This is a genomic window from Pseudomonas sp. FW305-28 (assembly GCF_017351395.1).
In the GTDB taxonomy this organism is placed as follows: Bacteria; Pseudomonadota; Gammaproteobacteria; order Pseudomonadales; family Pseudomonadaceae; genus Aquipseudomonas; species Aquipseudomonas fluorescens_AA.
Window position 1 is genome coordinate 1 of sequence record NZ_JACNDD010000051.1, and the last position, 15,402, is coordinate 15,402.

Here is a 15,402-nt window from a genome sequence, read left to right on the forward strand (position 1 = left end):
GGGGGCAGAGGTATTTGGCGAGCGGCTCGACCCGGTTCGGCAAGCCCCTTGCAAGTGTCTGGTCGAGGCACCTGGTTGGCTTGATCTGAGACAAGGCCTGCCAGCGTCGATAGCCGATCATTCGAACCCTGGTTTGTCGTACCTCGCTGACGGTTCAGCGAGGCAAAGGAGTGGTGTATGCAAGTGCTTGACCGTCGCAAGGCCATGGCCATCGCGCCGCTGTGGCGCCTGGCGTTTCGGCCGTTTTTTCTGGCCGGTTGCGTGCTGGCGCTGCTGGCCATTCCCTTTTGGCTCGCCGCGTTTACCGGGCGCTTGTCGGCCTGGCAGCCAGCCGGCGGTTGGTTGGCCTGGCACCGCCATGAACTGTTGTTCGGTTTCGGCCTGGCGATCATCGCCGGGTTCCTGCTGACGGCGGTGCAGACCTGGACCGGCACCCCGGGGCTCAGCGGCAAGCGCTTGGCCACGCTGGCGCTGCTGTGGCTGGGCGCGCGGTTGGCTTGGCTGGTCGATGCACCCTGGCCGTTGCTGACGCTGCTGGAACTGGGGTTTGCCCTGGCGGTCGCCGCGTTGATGGGGCTGACGTTGTGGCGTGTGCGGCAGAAGCGCAATTACCCGATTGTCCTGGTATTGCTGCTGTTGGCCGCCGCTGATGGTTTATCCGTGTACGGCCTGGTGCAGCACAACGAGGGCTTGCAGCGCCAGAGCGTGCTCACCGGCCTGTGGCTGGTAGCGGCGATGATGGGTTTGATCGGCGGGCGCGTGATTCCATTCTTTACCCAGCGTGGCCTCGGTCGGGTCGAGGGCGTGGCCCCTTGGCCGTGGCTCGATCGCCTGTTGCTGGCGGGGTCGGCGCTGGTGGCGTTGTTGTATGCCTTCGGCCCGGCACTGGTGGCTAGCGCCTGGGTCGGCCTGTTGTTCGCTGCATTGGCGGTGGGGCATGGGATTCGACTGGTGCGTTGGCATGATCGTGACTTGTGGCGGGTGCCGCTGCTGTGGTCGTTGCACCTGGCCTACGCTTGGCTGGCGGTGGCCTGCCTGGGCATGGCGCTGTGGCACTTCGGCGTGCCGGTGAACCCGAGCCTGGCGGTGCACGGCCTGACCATCGGCGCCATGGCCGGGTTGATCCTGGCGATGATTGCCCGCGTCAGCCTGGGCCATACCGGGCGCGCCCTGGAGCCACCGACGGGCATGACCCTGGCGTTCATCCTGCTGAACCTGGCGTGCCTGAGCCGCGTGCTGTTGGTGCTGCTGTTGCCGTTGGCCGGGCTGTGGCTCGCGGGGCTGTGCTGGACATTGGCGTTCGGTCTATACGCCTGGCGCTACGGGCCGATGCTGCTGAAGGCCCGGGTGGATGGGCATCCGGGATGAGTCGTGGGGGCGCAGGGGATCGATGATGTACGGAGTCTTGCTGGTCACGCACCTGTTGGCGGCCATCGCCTTCATTGGCACGTTGTTTTTCGAGGTTTTTATCTGGCATGCCGCCCGCCGGCCCCTGGTCCAAGGTGTCAAGGACGCCGCCGACCAGGCCATCGCCAAGCGCTCGCGACACGTCCTGCACGGCGTGGTGCTGTTGCTGTACGGCGCCGGCATGGCCCTGGCCTGGCAGCATCGCGGCGCATTGAGCCAGCCGCTGAGCAACAGCTTCGGCCTGCTGCTGAGCCTGAAGATCCTGCTGGCGCTGAGCATCATCGGTCACTATTTGTGGCTGGCGTACTGGCTCAAGAGCGGCCGCCTGACGCCGAACCGAGCCTGCTGGTTGCGCCGCAGTATCCTGGGGCACATGGTGTTGATCGTCGTGCTGGCCAAGGCGATGTTCTATTGGCAGTTTTGAGTAGGGATGAGAGCAACGAATGCCTGTGGGAGCAAAGCTTGCTCGCGATGGCGCAGTGTCAGTCGATATCAATGTTGACTGAACCATCGCTATCGCGAGCAAGCTTTGCTCCCACAGGCGTAATGGGCAATGTTTGAGGGTTAGCGGGTGGGCTTCATCGCATTGACGAACAGCACATTGTTTTCCAGGTGGATGTGCTGCATCAGGTCGTCGCGAAACTCCACCAGCCCGCGATACAGGGCGCGCCAGGTGTTGCAGGCGTCGGCGGGCGGGGTGATCTGGTCGGTCAGGGCGAGCATGGTTTCCAGGGCTTCACCGTGCTGGTCGTGTTCGTAGCGCAGCACCTGGATCGGCGCCGAGGCCCGTTCGCCCAGGCCCTGTTGCAGCATCGGGAACAGCACCTGTTCTTCCTTGAGCATGTGGCCTTCGAGTTCCTGATGCATGTCCTGCAAGTGATCGGCCAGGCCGTTGGGGCAACTGGGCCGCGCACCATGGACCTGCTCGACGCGACGGGCCAGGCGGATCAGTTCCGGCAGTTGGTCGCGATGGCGGGCGTGGTAGCGTTCCAGGATGTGGGCAATCAACAGTGCCTGGGGTTCGTCGCGCCAGTCATGGCCCAGTTCGCCGGCGGCTTGCAGGGTGCGCAGGGCGTCGGCGATCAGCAGCGGGTTCAGGCCTTTGACCAGGGCGGCTTCGCGCAGGGATTTTTGCCCGCCGCAACAGAAGTCGAGGTTGTAATGATGGAAGGTACGGGTGGCACCGGGAATGTCGCAGGCCAGTTGGCCGAGGCTTTGGTCCAGCAATTCGAGGCTCATCATGTTTCCTTGGGTTGAATCCCGGGAGGGACAGACGAGTGGACTTTGCAGCCGGCGTGCCAGATTTAACTGGCTGAAAGTAAACGAATAATTTTTTTCAGGGTGATTGTCACCCTGACTGCGAAGGGTCAAACGAACCCTGGAGGGTCATCACAACCATGCTGCGTGAAAGCCTGGCCGCCGACCTGATCGTCGAGCTGCCCAATGCGGTGCGATTGCAGCGCCTGGTGCAGACCCTGCGCGAATACTTCAACAGTGGCGCCGTGGGGTTGCTGCGCCTGGACGATGACAGCCTCAGGCCCGTGGCGACCGTGGGCCTGGTCCACGAGGCGCTGGGACGGCGCTTCGTGATTGCCCAGCACCCGCGCCTGGCGGCGATCATGGCCTCGCGCGAGCCCACCTGGTTCGAGCCTGACAGTCGCTTGCCGGACCCTTATGACGGCTTGCTCGACAACCACGTTGGTGAACCGCTGCCGGTGCATGACTGCATGGGCGTAAGCCTGTACGTGGAAGGCCGGCTGTGGGGCGCGATCACCCTGGATGCGCTGCACGCCGGCACCTTCGACAGCCGCGCCCGGGAGGAACTCAAGCGCTGTACCTTGCAGATCGAGGCGGCGGTGCGGGTCACTCGACTTGAACAGGAAAACCGTAGCCTGCGGGCATCGCGCAGCGACCAGACGGACCTGCGCTTGCCAGCCGAGGAGGGCGAGATCCTTGGCCGCAGTGAAGGTTTGCAGCAACTGCTCAACGAGCTGGATGTGCTGGCCGACTCCGAACTGCCGGTGTTGTTGCTGGGGGAAACCGGTGTGGGCAAGGAGCTGTTTGCCCGCCGCTTGCATCGCCTGTCCCGGCGCGGTCACAAGCCGCTGGTCCAGGTCAACTGCGCGGCGTTGCCCGAGTCCCTGGCCGAAAGCGAGTTGTTCGGCCACGTCAAAGGCGCGTTCTCCGGGGCGACCACCGACCGCGCCGGGCGTTTCGATGCGGCCAACGGTGGCACGCTGTTTCTCGATGAGGTCGGTGAATTGCCGTTGAGCGTACAGGCCAAGTTGTTGCGCACTCTGCAGAACGGCGAGATCCAGCGCCTGGGGGCGGACAAGCCGCTGCACGTCGATGTGCGGATCATCGCCGCCACCAACCGGCACTTGCCCGACAGCATTCGCGACGGGCTGTTTCGCGCCGACCTGTACCACCGGCTTTCGGTCTACCCGGTACCGATCCCGCCGTTGCGCGAGCGCGGCCACGATGTGTTGATGTTGGCCGGGCACTTTCTCGAACTGAACCGCACGCGACTGGGCCTGCGCGGCTTGCGCCTGTCACCGGCGGCCGAACAGGCGCTATTGGCGTACAGCTGGCCGGGTAATGTGCGGGAACTGGAACACGTGATCAGTCGCGCCGCGTTGAAGCAACTGAGTCGTGGTGCCAGTCGCAGCCTGATCATGACCCTGGAGCCGCAGGTGCTGGACTTGGATGTCAACGCCAATACCGCCACGGTCCATGCACTGCTGGAGGCACCCCTGGAGGCGCCCAATGCACCGATCCAGCCGTTGAGCGAAGCGGTCGATGGTTGCCAGCGACAGGTGATCCTCAACGCCCTGGAGCGTTGCGGGCAGAACTGGGCGGGGGCGGCGCGGCTGTTGGAAGTGGATCCGAGCAACTTGCATAAGCTGGCGCGGCGGTTGGGGCTCAAGTAGCCGTTGATCTGTTGGACCGCGTTGTCTTCATCGCGAGCAAGCTCGCTCCCACAGGGATCTTGTGAACACAGCAGATCACCTGTGGGAGCGAGCTTGCTCGCGATAGCGCCCTACAACTCACCACAAGAACCGGCATTGACAACGATCAAGGCCCGCCAACGCAGTCGACTCCACACTGGCCCAAACCCATAGTGGAGATCACCCTCATGCCCCTTTCCCTGGCCAAAATGCGCCGCCAGTACACCCTCGACGGCCTGGATGAAGCCCAGGCACCGGACGATCCCCTGATCCTGTTCGGGCTCTGGATGCAACAAGCCCGCGAGACCGAAAGCCCGCCGGTGGAAGCCAACAGCATGGCCCTGGCGACGGTGGACGAGCAGGGCCGGCCCCATTGTCGGGTGCTGTTGCTCAAGGGTTTCGACGCCCAGGGTTTTTCGTTTTTCGGCAACTATGAAAGCGCCAAGGGACAGGACCTGGCGACGAATCCCTGGGCGGCCATGACGTTTTTCTGGCCGGGGCTGGAGCGGCAAGTACGCATCGAAGGGCCGGTCGAAAAACTCGATCCGGCGCTGTCGGATGCCTATTTCGAGTCCCGTTCCGCAGGCAGTCGCCTGGGTGCCTGGGCGTCGCCACAAAGTCGCCCACTGGCAGATCGGGCCGCGCTGGCAACCTTGCTGGCGCAGACGGAACAACGCTTCGCCGATCAACCCGTGCCGCGTCCCGACCATTGGGGCGGTTATTGCCTGCGGCCCGAACGCCTGGAGTTCTGGCAGGGCCGCGCCGACCGTTTGCACGATCGCCTCGACTACCGTCTGCGCGATGGCGCCTGGCAGCGTAGCCGCCTGGCACCCTGATACCAAGGGAGGTACCTCCAAGGAGGAATAGGCCCGGCAACGATTGCGGTTCAGGCTGGGCCATCTTTTCTGACAGGACGGCTGATCATGGCCCATCTGACGCAACGCCTCTTTCAACCGCTGAACATCGCGGTCCTTACCATCAGCGATACACGAACCTTCGACACCGACACCTCGGGCCAGACCCTGGCGGACCTGCTGCAAACAGCTGGGCACGTGCTCATCGACCGCGGGCTGGTGAAGGACGATATCTACCAGATCCGCGCCCAGGTCTCCCAATGGATCGCCGACCCCAAGGTGCAGGTGGTGTTGATGACCGGCGGCACTGGTTTCACCCCGCGCGACAACACCCCCCAAGCCGTGGCGCCGTTGCTGGACAAGCAGGTGGACGGTTTCGGCGAGCTGTTCCGCCAGGTGTCGCTGGCGGAGATTGGCATGTCCACCCTGCAATCGCGGGCATTGGCGGGCATGAGCAATGGCGTGCTGGTGTGTTGCTTGCCAGGCTCGCCGGGGGCTTGTCGGACCGGTTGGAAGCAGATCCTGGCCGGGCAACTGGACAGTCGCACCGGCCCGTGCAATTTCACTCCGCACCTCAAGCCCCAGGACGGCATCGCCCCTGCCGCATGCGAGACGCGCTCGTGAGCGGTCGGGTGTGCGACAGCGGCGTGCTGATGCCGGTGGATGAGGCGATCCGGCATTTGCTCGACCAGGCACCGCCGCCACCGCCCGTGCAACGGGTCGGCCTGGACCAGGCCCTGGCGCGTGTGTTGGCTGCCGATATCCTGTGCCCGATGAATCTGCCGGCCTGGGACAACAGCGCGATGGACGGCTATGCCCTGCGGGCCGCTGACCTGCCGGTTGACGGCGGCTACCTGGCGTTGGCCGGGCGCATCGCCGCCGGTGACGAGCCGGGCAAACCGTTGCAGGCCGGGCAGGTCGTGCGGATTTTTACCGGTGCGCCGCTGCCACCGGGGGCCGACACGGTGGTGCCACAGGAGAGCTGCCAGGTCGATGGCGAGAGGGTCTGGTTGCCGTCGGTCAACGGCGGTGAGCATGTGCGCAAGGAAGGTGAGGAGCTGCGTCGAGGAGAGCGGCTGCTTGAAGCCGGCACGCGCCTGCGCGCCCAGGAGTTGGGTTTGCTCGCCGGTGCCGGAGTCCCTCAGGTGGACGTCTATCGCCCCTTGCAAGTGGGCTTGCTCAGCAGCGGCGATGAGCTGCGCGAGCCGGGCGAGCCACTGGCGCCGGGGCAGATCTATAACAGCAATCGCCATAGCCTCGCCGCGCTGTTGCGCGGCTGGGGCGTCGAGGTGCATGACTTCGGGGTCATGCCCGACCAGTTATTGGCCAGTCGGCAAGCGTTGCGCCTGGCCGCGGCCGAATGCGATGTGCTGATCACATCGGGCGGTGTTTCGGTGGGTGAAGAGGACCACCTCAAGCAAGCCATCGAAGCCTTGGGCAGCATCGACCTCTGGCGCCTGGCGATCCAGCCGGGCAAGCCCCTGGCCTTTGGCGATGTGGAAGGCAAGCCTTGGCTCGGGCTGCCGGGCAATCCGTCGGCGGCGTTGATTACCGCGCTGATCGTCGTGCGGCCGTTCCTGTTTCGGGCCCAGGGCATGGGCGATGTCCTGCCGGTGCCGTTGCAACTGCCGGCGGGGTTCGACTGGCTCAAGCGCAACCGGCGTCGACAGTACTTGCGCGCCAGGTTGGTGGCGGATGCCAACGGTCACCTGTGCGTGACGCTGCACCCGCAGCAAAGTTCGGCGATGCTGACGGCCGCGTGCTGGGCCGATGGGCTGGCGGTGGTGGAGTGCGAGGCGCAGTTGCACAAGCACGACAAGGTGCTGTACCTGCCATTCACTGACCTGATGCATTGACGGCAATTGATTGCCGTCAAGGTCGCCGGCCGAGGGCTGGCTAGACTGGCGGCGGCCTTAGTTTTCTCACGAGGATGCCCCATGCAACTGGTTTGCCCGGCAGGGAATCTGCCTGCCCTCAAAGCGGCGGTGCGCCAAGGCGCCGATGCCGTCTATGTCGGCTTTCGCGATGACACCAATGCCCGGCACTTCGCCGGGCTGAATATGGACGACAAACAGTTCGACGCCGCAGTCGCGCATATCCGTCAGCACCAACGCAAACTGTACGTGGCGGTCAATACTTACCCGCAACCCAAGGGCTGGGAGCGCTGGCAACGGGCCGTGGACCGTGCCGCCGATTTCGGCGTGGACGCCCTGATCGCCGCCGACCCCGGCGTGCTCGGCTACGCCAGCCAGCGCCATCCGAAACTGGCGCTGCACCTGTCGGTACAAGGCTCGGCGACCCACGCCGCGGCCCTGGCTTTTTACGCCCAGCGCTATGACATCCGTCGCGCGGTGCTGCCGCGGGTACTGTCCCTGGCCCAGGTGCGGCAGGTGGCGGCGGGCAGCCCGGTGCCTATCGAAGTCTTCGGTTTCGGCAGCCTGTGCATCATGGCCGAGGGCCGTTGCCACTTGTCTTCCTACATCACCGGCGAATCGCCGAACCTGTGCGGCGTCTGCTCGCCCGCCAAGGCGGTGCGCTGGAGCGAGGACGCCCAAGGCCTCAGCGCACGCTTGAGCGAGGTGCTGATCGACCGCTACACCCCCGAAGAACCGGCCGGTTACCCGACCCTGTGCAAGGGCCGCTTCCTGGTGGGTGGCAAACGCTTCCATGCGCTGGAAGAACCCACCAGCCTCGACACCCTCGACCTGCTGCCGGAACTGACCGCCATCGGCGTTGAAGCGGTGAAAATCGAAGGCCGCCAGCGCAGCCCTGCCTACGTTGAACAGGTGACCCGGGTCTGGCGCGCCGCGCTGGATGCCCACCAGGCCGCGCCGCAGCGGTTCCGGGTGCGGGAAGAATGGCGCCAGGTGCTGGCTGGTCTGTCCGAAGGCAGCCAGACCACCCTGGGCGCCTACCATCGATCATGGCAATGAAGGAGGCCAGATGAAACTCAGCCTGGGACCGGTCCTGTTTTATTGGGACAAAGCGCAACTGGGGAATTTCTATGCCGAGATGTCGGCCTTGCCGCTGGACGTGATTTACCTGGGGGAAACCGTGTGCTCGAAGCGCCGGGCGTTTTCCCTGGATCAATGGCTGGGCCTGGGGCGCGAGCTGCAAACGTGTAGCCAGGCGCAGATCGTGTTGTCGAGCCTGACGCTGATCGAAGCGGCCTCGGAGCTTTCTTCGCTACGACGCCTGTGTGACAACGGCCAATTGTTGGTGGAAGCCAACGACATGGGTGCGGTGCAGTTCCTGGCCGAACGCAAGCTGCCCTTTGTCGGCGGCCCGGCGCTGAACCTGTACAACGGCCATGCCCTGGGGCAATTGCTCGACAGCGGAATGATCCGTTGGGTGCCACCGGTGGAGTGCTCGGCGGCGCTGATCGGCGACGTGCTGGAGCAGGTGCGGGAGATGGACCGCGAGGTGCCTGAAGTGGAGATTTTTTCCTATGGTCATCTGCCCTTGGCGTACTCGGCGCGCTGCTTTACCGCCCGGGCCGAAAACCGACCCAAGGACGACTGTCAGTTCTGTTGCATCAACTACCCCGACGGCCTGGCGTTGAGCAGTCAGGAAGGCCAACAGTTGTTCACCCTCAACGGCATCCAGACGATGTCCGGCGAGGTGACCAACCTGCTGGCCGATTACCACGCGCTGCTGGCCTGCGGCGCCGACCTGCTGCGGCTGAGCCCGCGCGCCCAGGGCATGGCCGAGGTGGTCACGGCCTTCGACAAGGTTCGCCAGGGCGAGGCACCTCCGCTGTTCGTCGACGGGTGCAACGGCTACTGGCACGGCCATGCCGGCATGTTGAAGGTAGAGGAGGCGGGCCTGTGCTGAGTCCGAAGAAGTGGGTGCTCAAGGGCGCTGACCGCTTGCTGCCCCTGGTGGGCAAGGTGCCGTTCGTGGTGCAGCGCCTGGCGTTGCAGCAGGCGCTCAATCGCTGCCTGGCCGAGCCGCTGCGCGATGGCGGGTTCGATGTGCTGCGTGGGCGCTGGTTGTGCCTGCGGGTGCCCGACTTGAAATTGTGTTGGTACCTGACTCTGGCGCGGGATGGATTGCGCATCGCCGAGCGCGCCGAGGCCCAGGTCACCATCAGTGGCAACTGGCGCGAATTCCTGTTGCTGGCCAGCCGCCAGGAGGACCCCGATACGTTGTTCTTCCGGCGGCGGTTGGTGATCGAGGGCGACACCGAACTGGGGCTGGCTTTGAAGAACCTGATCGACAGCCTCGACCCGGACGTATTGCCGCCGTGGTTATGGCGCAATCTGGAACGGGCGGGCAAGGGGTTGGCAGCAGTGTGATGAAAGCCCCAAGCGTATTGCCCTTGGTGTACTCCTGTTCCGGTTGTTCCAACGTGGCGCAACTGGCCAACACCGTCGCCCTGCGCCTGGACCGCGCCGGCCTGGCCGAGATGTCCTGCATCGTTGGCGTGGGTGGGCATGTGGCGCCACTGGTCAACAAGGCGCGGTCGGGGCGACGGATCATTGCCCTGGACGGTTGCCCGTTACAGTGCGTGCAGGCGTGTTTGCAGCAGCATGACCTGGAGGCGGATGTGCATGTGATTTTGAGTCAGTTGGGCTGGCGCAAGCGTTTTGGGGTCGATTGCACGCAAGAGGAGGGCGATGCGTTGTTCGAGCGGTTGATAGCGATGATAGGGGGTGATCAAAGCCCCTGAGCCAAACACCGATCCCGTGGCGAGGGAGCTTGCTCCCGCTGGGTCCTGTAGGAGCTGGCGAAGCCTGCGATCTTTTGCTTGAGACTCAAGTGTCTGGGGAAAGATCGCAGCCTCGTTGCACTCGACAGCTCCTACTGCTGGTAAGCCTCCAGCGCCTCTTCGGCCAGGATGCGAATGTTGCGCCGCTCCATGGCGATCAGGCCGCCGTCCACCAGACGATGAAGAATCCGCGAAAAGGTTTCCGGCTGGATCCCCAGTTTGGAGGCCACCAGGCGTTTGGAAACCTGCAGGACCACCTGGCCGTCCCGTGGGTCGCGCTCCTGGAGCAAAAAGTTGATGACCCGCCGACTGGCGCTGGCCAGTGTGAGGTTATCGATGTCCTTGAGACGCTGGTGCAGGTGGATGCTCATGCTCGCCAGGATCGCCAGGCAGACCTTGGGCTGGTCCTCCAGGGCCTTGCGGTAATGGGTGCCTTCGATACTCACCAGCACACTCTCCTTGATCGCCGATGCGCTGACCGGGTAGCAACGGGCCTGGCTGAACAGCAGGGCCTCGGCGAAGGTCTGCCCGGGCTGGATGATTTCCACCAGGTTCTCCTGGCCCTCGCCAGTGACCCGGAACAGCTTGATCTGGCCGCTGACCAGCAAGAAAAACCGCTTGGCCGGATCGCCTTGGTGCATGAGCGTGCTGTTGCAGGCCAGGCGCTTGAGCACGGCGAGGTTGCAGACATCTTCAAAGACCCGCTCCGGCAACTGGCTGAACAGGTGATGACGACGCAACAGTAAAACGATGGAAGGGTGGGTCAGCATGGCGTACCTCCGCGTGCCGTCATGGTAGGGCCCAAGACGCCGCCGGCCTATGCCTCCGCAGGCCTACCTCGGAAGAGGGAGGGCCTCTCGATCAAGGCACAAACCCTGTGGGAGCGAGCTTGCTCGCGATGAGGCCATCCCTGACACAAAGCCATTCAGGGCTTGGCTTCAGCCCGTGGCCCCACCACCACCCACCACCGCGTGTGATGCTCGACCTGCACCGGCAAGGTCGGCAGCAGGGCGGCCAGCGCCAGGTCGGTGTCGTGCAGCGGGAAACTGCCGGTGATGCGCAAATCGGCCACTTGTGGCTCGACGCCCAGGTAGCCGCGACGATAGCGTCCCAACTCGTGGACCAGATCTTCAAGACGCGCGTTATCCACCACCAACATGCCGCGGGTCCAGGCATCGGCGCCGGGGCTCAGGGCAACGGTCGGCCCGAGGCCGTCGCGACGCATCAGCACTTGTTGGCCTTCGCGCAGGATCTGTTCGCTGTCCGTGGCCTGGGGATGCGCCGCCACGGCGGATTTCAACACGCTCAGGCGCGTGCCTTCGTCTTCACGCTTGACCAGGAATCGTGTGCCCAACGCGCGCAGGCGGCCTTCGCGGGTCTCGACGATGAACGGGCGCGGGTCGTCGTGGCCGGTTTCCACCAGGATTTCGCCTTCCTGCAGGACGATACGGCGCTGCTTGTCATCGAAACGCACGTCCAGCGCACTGTGGGTGTTGAGGTTGATCAGCGTGCCGTCGCTCAGGCGCAGGGTGCGTTGCTCGCCTGTCGCGGTGCGCTGATCGGCCAGCCAGTAATCCAGCGGCAGACGTTCACTGGCAAACAACGCCAGGCCGATGACCGCGACAACGCTGGCCAGGCCGCTGCCGATCTTGCGTATCCGTCGACGAATGCTCACCCGCGATTGCAGCAACGCCGCCCGCGCCGGCCCGTTGGCCACGCTGAAGCGCTGGTCGAGCATGCCCAATTGCCGCCAGGCCCGGGCGTGTTCTTCATCGGCGGCATGCCAGCGGGCGAACGCTTCATGCTCCTGGGCGTTGCTCGTGTCCAAAGACAACTGCCAGGCAATGGCGGCATCCAGCACGCTGGCCGAGACCGGTTTGGCATGGGCCTGGCTCATGTCGGTTCACCGTACAGGGCGATGTAGCACTGTCGGATGCCCTGGGCCAGGTACTGCCGTACCCGCGGCACCGAAACCCCCAGGCGCTCGGCGATTTCGGCGTGGCCGAGGCCGTCGAGGCGGTTATAGAGGAAGGCTGCACGGGCCTTGCTCGACAGTTTGCCGAGCAGGCGATCGATGGCCTTGAGGTCTTCCAGGATGATTTGCTGTTCTTCCACCGAGGGCTGCTCGGCCTCGGGGATCAGCATCAGTTCGGTGAGGTAAGCCTGCTCCAATGCCGCTCGACGGAAATAATCGAACAACAGGCCCTTGGCGATGGCCACCAGAAATGCCCGGGCCTCGCGGGGCGTCTTCAGGTCCTCGCGTCCCAGCAAGCGCACAAAAGTGTCCTGGCTCAGGTCTTCCGCCCGGTGCGCACACGCCACGTTGCGTCGCAGCCATGCCAATAGCCAAGCGCGATGGTCACGGTACAACGCACCAACCAAATCACTGTGGGGGCTAGGAACTGACGACACGGAGCATCACCGATGTTTTAAGTAACGAGAATTGTTCGCGATTGTGGCAGAGGCGGGGGCGGGAAAGCAATTGGCGCTGGTCGGGACCCGATCTGTGGGGCCGGCGTGAGTTTGTGGGTCTGCATGAGTCTGTGGGAGCAAGGCTTGCCCGCGATGCAGGCGACTCGGTCAGTCTCTCAATCCCAAGCGATGCCATCGCGGGCAAGCCTTGCTCCCACAGGGAACCACCCTCGGAGCAGAGGATTTAAAGCGAAGGCGCCTGCTGCCGCCGTTTCCACTGGCCCAGGCGCTGTTGCAGGTCAAGCGGGCTGTGGATCTGTTGCTGGCGGGCGCGGCTGAACAGGATCAGCGCCAGTTCCGCCGTGGCCAGGGCGTCGGCGCTGGCGTTGTGGCGGTCGAAGACTTGCAGCTTGAACCAGTCGATCCACTCGTCCAGGCCGGACTTGCGCAGGTTGGCTTGTGGACAAAGCATCGGGGCCAGGTCCGCCACGTCGAGGAACGGATGCTGCAGGCGATAGCCCAGATGGTCTTTCAAGGCGCGCCCGAGCATGTGGGAATCGAACGGCGCGTGAAAGGCCAGCAGCGGGCTGTCGCCCACGAACGCCATGAACGCCAGCAGCGCCTCGGCCGGGTCGCTGCCGGCGGCGATGGCACTGGGCGCCAGGCCATGGATCAACACACTGGGCCCGAGCTTTTGCTGATTGCACTGCAAGGTACGTTCGAATTGCTGGCTGAAGTCGATGGCACCGTCTTCGATGACCACCGCGCCGATGGACAGCACCTGGTCCTTGTTCAGGTTCAACCCGGTGGTTTCCAGGTCCAGGACGACCCAGCGTTGCGCCCGCAGGTCGCCTTCGCCCAGTGGCGAGGGCGCGGGCAGGCGCTCCAGGCGCTGTTGCAGTGCGTCGGGCAATGTCGGCTGGGCCGGGCGCAGCCAGGAAAACAGGTTCACAACTGGTACCTCAGCGTCAGGCTGCTTTGCAGGCGTTGGGCCTGGCGCAGGGATTCGCGCAGGATGCGTCGGTCCAGATGGTTGAGGCTGTCGGGGTCGACGCGGTTGGAATAGGGCAGGTTCTCGCGAGTTTGCAGTTGGTGTTGCTGCATGCGGGTCTGCTGGATGAAGTGATAGGCCTCTTCATAGGCCGCGCCATCGAGCGGTTCGATCACTTCCTTGACGACCAGTTGCCGCAGGCGTTCCAGGGTATTGTTGGCTTCGATGCCGTTGGCCAGGGCCAGCAGGCGGGCGCCGTCGACGAAGGGCGTCAGGCCCTGCACTTTCAAGTCCAGGGTCGCCTTTTCGCCATTCTTGCGGCTCAGCACGAAGTCCCTGAAGCGTCCCACCGGTGGGCGATGACGCAGCGCATTCTCGGCCATCATGCGCTGGAACAGGCGATTGTCGGCCACTTGACCAAGGATCTGCTGGCGCAACTGCTCGCAACCTTGCTCATCGCCCCAGACCACCCGCAAGTCGAAATAGATGCTCGAGCCCAGCAGGTTTTCCGGCGTCGCTTCGCGAATGAATGACGCGAAGCGCCGGGCCCATTCGGCGCGGGACAGGCACAGCTCGGGGTTGCCGGCCATGATGTTGCCCTTGCACAAGGTGAAGCCGCACAGGGCCAGGCTCTGGTTGATCTGTTGGGCGATGGGCAGCAGCAGGCCGCGGATCTGCGCGGCATGGGCGGCGTCCCGGGCTTCGAACAATATGCCGTTGTCCTGGTCGGTGTGCAGGGTTTGCTCGCGCCGGCCTTCACTGCCGAAACACAGCCAACTGAACGGCACACCCGGGTCGCCTTTGTCGGCCAGGGTCAGCTCGATGACGCGGCACACCGTGTGGTCGTTGAGCAGGGTGATGATGTGGGTGATCTGGGTCGACGACGCACCGTGGGCCAGCATGCGCTCCACCAGTTGGCCGATCTCGCCGCGCAGGGCCACGAGGTTTTCCACCCTGGGGGCGTTGCGGATGGTCCGGGCCAGGTGCACCAGGTCGACGCGCTGCAAGGAAAACAGATCGCGCTCCGAGACCACGCCACACAGGCGCTGGTCCTTGACCAGGCAGACGTGGGCGATGTGGCGCTCGGTCATGGCGATGGCCGCGTCGAAGGCGCTGTGGTCCGGCGAAAGGAAGAAGGGGGCCTGGGTCATGTGGCCTGCGATGGCCTGGGAAAAGTCCCCGGAACCATCGGCCACCACCTGCCGCAGGTCGCGCAAAGTGAAAATTCCCACCGGCGCCTTTTGCTCATTGACCACCACGATGCTGCCGACCTGCTGCTCGTGCATCAGTTTCACGGCTTCGCGCAGCGGCGTGTCCGGGCTGCAGCTCACTGGATGACGCATCGCCAGTTCACCCAGCCGCGTATTGAGGGAGTACTGGGTGCCCAGGGTTTGCGCGGATTTCTGCTGGACCTGTTGGTTGACCTGGTCGAGCAGGCTGCTGACCCCGCGCAGGGCGAAATCGCGAAACGGGGCGGACAGGGCGAAGAGCTTGATGAAGGCCAGTTTGTTCAGTTGCAGGCAGAACGTGTCTTCGCCGGCCCGGTGTTCGGTGCGCGTGGCCCGCTCGCCCAGCAGCGCGGCCAGGGGGAAACATTCGCCGGTGGTGATCTCGAAGGTGGTCTCGGTGCCACCCTTGGCCGAATGCGGGCGTTCGCCCACCACCCGGCCCTGCTTGACGATGTAAAAGTGCTCCACCGGGCCGTCGGCCGGTTTGATGATGGTGTCGCCCGGGGCGTAGAAACGCAGCAGACATTGCTCCACCAGATAGGCCAGGTGGGCATTTTCCATTTGATTGAACGGCGGAAAGCGCTGGAGAAACTGCAGCGTCCCCTGGATGTTTTGCAACACCGCGGTTTTCCCTGCCTGGATGAAGGCGTCCGCTTTTTTCATAACCATTACGCAGTCTTATTCGAATTGTTGTGGTCGGATCTGTTCTCCATGGTCGGCCCCTCAGCGCGGGGTGCCCATTGGACGTAAGTCTAGGTCGCGGCCTAAGGGCCGGACTCACAGAAAAGTCTTACGCCAAGCGTCAGAAAAATCTTCATTGAATGTTCTTGGAAAAAAATCCGACGAAGTG

16 protein-coding genes are annotated in these 15,402 nt (G+C 64.3%); 10 read left to right on the forward strand and 6 right to left on the reverse strand.

Annotation, left to right across the window (positions count from 1 at the left end; all coding sequences use genetic code 11):
* Positions 1 to 177: 177 nt before the first annotated feature.
* Together J4E53_RS13825 and J4E53_RS13830 are read left to right on the forward strand one after the other, a co-directional pair.
* Positions 178 to 1,368 (forward strand): NnrS family protein, encoded by a 1,191-nt coding sequence (locus tag J4E53_RS13825; protein WP_103309895.1) that lies wholly within the window; start codon positions 178 to 180, stop codon positions 1,366 to 1,368.
* 25 nt (positions 1,369 to 1,393) lie between these two features.
* Positions 1,394 to 1,831, forward strand: a complete 438-nt coding sequence (locus J4E53_RS13830) for a hypothetical protein (protein ID WP_103309897.1) — start codon at positions 1,394 to 1,396, stop codon at positions 1,829 to 1,831.
* 140 nt (positions 1,832 to 1,971) lie between these two features.
* Here the strand turns inward: J4E53_RS13830 and ytfE are convergent, their stop codons facing one another.
* On the reverse strand, positions 1,972 to 2,646 hold the full coding sequence (gene ytfE / locus J4E53_RS13835) for an iron-sulfur cluster repair protein YtfE (protein WP_103309899.1): 675 nt from the start codon (positions 2,644 to 2,646) through the stop codon (positions 1,972 to 1,974).
* A 158-nt stretch (positions 2,647 to 2,804) separates the two neighbouring features.
* On the opposite strand from ytfE, the gene norR reads away from it, so the two are divergent.
* The 8 genes from norR (at position 2,805) to J4E53_RS13875 (ending at position 9,881) form a co-directional block, all read left to right on the forward strand.
* Positions 2,805 to 4,337 carry a nitric oxide reductase transcriptional regulator NorR gene (gene norR, locus J4E53_RS13840; protein ID WP_103309900.1) on the forward strand — a complete coding sequence of 511 codons (1,533 nt, stop codon included), beginning with the start codon at positions 2,805 to 2,807 and terminating at the stop codon, positions 4,335 to 4,337.
* A 206-nt stretch (positions 4,338 to 4,543) separates the two neighbouring features.
* Entirely contained in the window at positions 4,544 to 5,191 is a 648-nt protein-coding gene (gene pdxH / locus J4E53_RS13845) for a pyridoxamine 5'-phosphate oxidase (protein ID WP_103309902.1), read from the forward strand.
* An 87-nt stretch (positions 5,192 to 5,278) separates the two neighbouring features.
* Entirely contained in the window at positions 5,279 to 5,833 is a 555-nt protein-coding gene (moaB, locus tag J4E53_RS13850) for a molybdenum cofactor biosynthesis protein B (RefSeq protein WP_103309904.1), read from the forward strand.
* Positions 5,830 to 7,065: a gephyrin-like molybdotransferase Glp gene (glp, locus tag J4E53_RS13855; RefSeq protein WP_103309922.1), complete on the forward strand. Its 1,236-nt coding sequence runs from the start codon at positions 5,830 to 5,832 to the stop codon at positions 7,063 to 7,065. Before moaB ends, glp begins: the two co-directional genes overlap by 4 nt.
* An 81-nt stretch (positions 7,066 to 7,146) precedes the next feature.
* Positions 7,147 to 8,142, forward strand: coding sequence for a peptidase U32 family protein (locus tag J4E53_RS13860; protein WP_060742089.1), 996 nt, complete (start codon positions 7,147 to 7,149; stop codon positions 8,140 to 8,142).
* 10 nt (positions 8,143 to 8,152) lie between these two features.
* Positions 8,153 to 9,043, forward strand: coding sequence for a U32 family peptidase (locus J4E53_RS13865; RefSeq protein WP_103309906.1), 891 nt, complete (start codon positions 8,153 to 8,155; stop codon positions 9,041 to 9,043).
* Entirely contained in the window at positions 9,037 to 9,507 is a 471-nt protein-coding gene (locus J4E53_RS13870) for an SCP2 domain-containing protein (protein ID WP_060742091.1), read from the forward strand. The genes J4E53_RS13865 and J4E53_RS13870 overlap by 7 nt, the downstream gene beginning before the upstream one ends.
* Positions 9,507 to 9,881: a putative zinc-binding protein gene (locus J4E53_RS13875; RefSeq protein WP_103309908.1), complete on the forward strand. Its 375-nt coding sequence runs from the start codon at positions 9,507 to 9,509 to the stop codon at positions 9,879 to 9,881. The genes J4E53_RS13870 and J4E53_RS13875 overlap by 1 nt, the downstream gene beginning before the upstream one ends.
* Positions 9,882 to 10,012: 131 nt before the next feature.
* Here J4E53_RS13875 and J4E53_RS13880 read toward each other — a convergent pair whose 3' ends face one another.
* From J4E53_RS13880 to J4E53_RS13900, 5 genes are all read right to left on the reverse strand, one after another.
* The gene (locus J4E53_RS13880) at positions 10,013 to 10,690 is read right to left on the reverse strand and encodes a Crp/Fnr family transcriptional regulator (RefSeq protein ID WP_060742093.1); all 678 of its coding nucleotides are present in this window, start codon (positions 10,688 to 10,690) and stop codon (positions 10,013 to 10,015) included.
* 155 nt (positions 10,691 to 10,845) lie between these two features.
* A complete protein-coding gene (locus J4E53_RS13885) occupies positions 10,846 to 11,817 on the reverse strand; it encodes a FecR family protein (RefSeq protein WP_103309910.1) in 972 nt (323 codons plus the stop codon).
* On the reverse strand, positions 11,814 to 12,332 hold the full coding sequence (locus J4E53_RS13890; protein WP_103309911.1) for an RNA polymerase sigma factor: 519 nt from the start codon (positions 12,330 to 12,332) through the stop codon (positions 11,814 to 11,816). The genes J4E53_RS13885 and J4E53_RS13890 overlap by 4 nt, the downstream gene beginning before the upstream one ends.
* A 244-nt stretch (positions 12,333 to 12,576) precedes the next feature.
* Positions 12,577 to 13,284, reverse strand: a complete 708-nt coding sequence (locus J4E53_RS13895) for a PolC-type DNA polymerase III (RefSeq protein WP_060740317.1) — start codon at positions 13,282 to 13,284, stop codon at positions 12,577 to 12,579.
* The gene (locus J4E53_RS13900; RefSeq protein WP_305882487.1) at positions 13,281 to 15,215 is read right to left on the reverse strand and encodes a putative nucleotidyltransferase substrate binding domain-containing protein; all 1,935 of its coding nucleotides are present in this window, start codon (positions 15,213 to 15,215) and stop codon (positions 13,281 to 13,283) included. Before J4E53_RS13900 ends, J4E53_RS13895 begins: the two co-directional genes overlap by 4 nt.
* Between the last annotated feature and the right edge of the window lie 187 nt (positions 15,216 to 15,402).